The sequence below is a fragment of the Paraclostridium benzoelyticum genome, from assembly GCF_001006285.1.
GTDB classification, from domain to species: domain Bacteria; phylum Bacillota; class Clostridia; order Peptostreptococcales; family Peptostreptococcaceae; genus Paraclostridium; species Paraclostridium benzoelyticum.
On record NZ_LBBT01000042.1, the window covers coordinates 1 to 2,039 of the forward strand.

General features: G+C 23.4%; 4 protein-coding genes. 2 read left to right on the top strand and 2 right to left on the bottom strand.

What is annotated here, in order from left to right:
• Positions 1–93: 93 nt before the first annotated feature.
• Positions 94–489: a hypothetical protein gene (locus VN21_RS02270; protein WP_046821854.1), complete on the bottom strand. Its 396-nt coding sequence runs from the start codon at positions 487–489 to the stop codon at positions 94–96.
• A 190-nt stretch (positions 490–679) separates the two neighbouring features.
• On the opposite strand from VN21_RS02270, the gene VN21_RS02275 reads away from it, so the two are divergent.
• The gene (locus VN21_RS02275; RefSeq protein ID WP_046821855.1) at positions 680–952 is read left to right on the top strand and encodes a hypothetical protein; all 273 of its coding nucleotides are present in this window, start codon (positions 680–682) and stop codon (positions 950–952) included.
• A gap of 11 nt (positions 953–963) precedes the next feature.
• The gene (locus tag VN21_RS18560) at positions 964–1,101 is read left to right on the top strand and encodes a hypothetical protein (protein WP_161794368.1); all 138 of its coding nucleotides are present in this window, start codon (positions 964–966) and stop codon (positions 1,099–1,101) included.
• A gap of 64 nt (positions 1,102–1,165) precedes the next feature.
• Here VN21_RS18560 and VN21_RS17770 read toward each other — a convergent pair whose 3' ends face one another.
• Positions 1,166–2,008: a GNAT family N-acetyltransferase gene (locus VN21_RS17770; protein ID WP_052951956.1), complete on the bottom strand. Its 843-nt coding sequence runs from the start codon at positions 2,006–2,008 to the stop codon at positions 1,166–1,168.
• Positions 2,009–2,039: the final 31 nt, after the last annotated feature.

Below are 2,039 nucleotides of genomic sequence, written 5' to 3' on the forward strand. Positions count from 1 at the left end.
ATATTAATTCATCCTAATCTTTTATTTATAAAATTAACCCCTCTTAAAATCCACTTTTCCTGATTTTAAGAGGGGTTAAACTAACTAAAGATCCTAATCAAATAATCCCTTTTGATTAGGATCTTTAGTTAGTTTTGATTTTATGTAGTCTATAAGTTTAAAAAACTTAAAGATTATAGGTAAAGATATTAATAAAATAATAAGTATTGATGAAATTTCTTTATATTTAAATTCTATAAATTCGAAAAATAAATTACTTATCATAAATGTAATTGAAAGAGATATAATCAAGCAAACCACCATAACTAGCATTAAAACAATATTGTTTTTATATCTAAAAAGATTGTCCCATCTTTGTTCATTCACATTAAAAACTACCTTCATAATAAGAAATATTTCCATTATAATAGATAGCAATATCAAAGTAAAAACTAAGCTCAGTATCGAATAAGAAATTAAAAATATAATTAGATTGAGAATTAAACTCATAAATCATCCCCCTTTCTTAGAACAATCTTACCTATTGTTGTTTTGAAAATCAATACTAGTAAAAAACATTCTTGATTTTCATATTTCATTACTGTTGGTCGTATTTTGTAGATTTAAGTATTCTTATTTTTGGTGTTATTCCAATATTTATACTGATAATATATTTAATAAATAAAGGGGGGGGAGTTTAGTGAAAAAGTATTCTTATAATTATCATATACTTTTATCAGTTATTTCTTCTTGCTTAATCGGAATTATATCATTTTTTATAATTGGACCATCTCAAATGATTACATCAAAAGGGGTTATTCAATCAGTCGATGATCCTAACCTAATTCATACTCAAATTTCTTATGGCTATGATTCAATATTTAAAATAATTATCATTAGCTTAGTAATTTTATTGGTTTTATATAAACCTGTAAAATCAATTTTTAATAAGAGACTTACAAATGCTAATTAGGAGAGTTTATTATGGATTTAGCCATGAATGGAATGATTGTTTTTAATTTATTTAATATGCTTCTAACGTTCATTATAAAAATTATTGCAATATACACAATGTGCTTAGCTATAAAAGCTTTTAAAATCTACATAAGTAAAAACTCTTAAAGCTTTTATTTAACAAGTACTTATGAATTTAAACAAATGAAAGCCTGTATATTAAAAATATATATTATACAGGCTTTTTTGTGTTTAAGTCTAAGTAATAATATTCTCCTTTGACATTTATCCTAAATCCAGCATTTTTATAAATATTAATGGCCTTACTATTCCAATTTGCAACTCTTAAGTAAATATCCTTAGATTCCTGTGAAATATAATGGTTTATTCCAAAATTTAAAAGTTCATTTCCATAACCTTTATTTTGATAATTCTTGTTTACAATAAGATCATCAATTTCATTATTTAAAAGTGTAACAGATCCTATAATCTTATCTTCGTCTAATAACATGAATATATAATCTTGATTTTTTATTAACTCATCTCTACTGGGATGAACTCTATAAGGTTGTATATTTAATGATTTTCTCATATCATAAAAACAATTTTCATATAACTCTTTATATTTATTGTAGTACGTGTCTTTGTACCTAACTGGATTTAAACTTGAATCCTTATTATCTCCTTTATAATTCATATGACAGTATCCAAACCACCTTTTAAATCCCTTTTTTAAGAAAAAACTACTAGTATCATATTTCTCTATTCTAATCTCAATGTTAACTTTTTCAATTTCTTTAGACTTAATAAAATCTATAACATTTGAGTATAGTTTATGACCTATTCCTTTATTTCTATTTGATTCGGATACATACAACATCAATTTTGAATCTTTTTTTATATTATCAAAAGTTAAAATAGAAAAACCTAGAATAGAATTTCCTTCTTCATACACTTTACAATAACTGTTAGAGTTAATCATATTTTCTATTTCAATCTCGCTTATATTAGAGACTTCGTTTTTTAAAAGTTCAATTATTTTTATATTATCTAGTTTTTTTAAATTCCTTATCATTTGGATATCCCCCTTGAGTTAATACTAATTA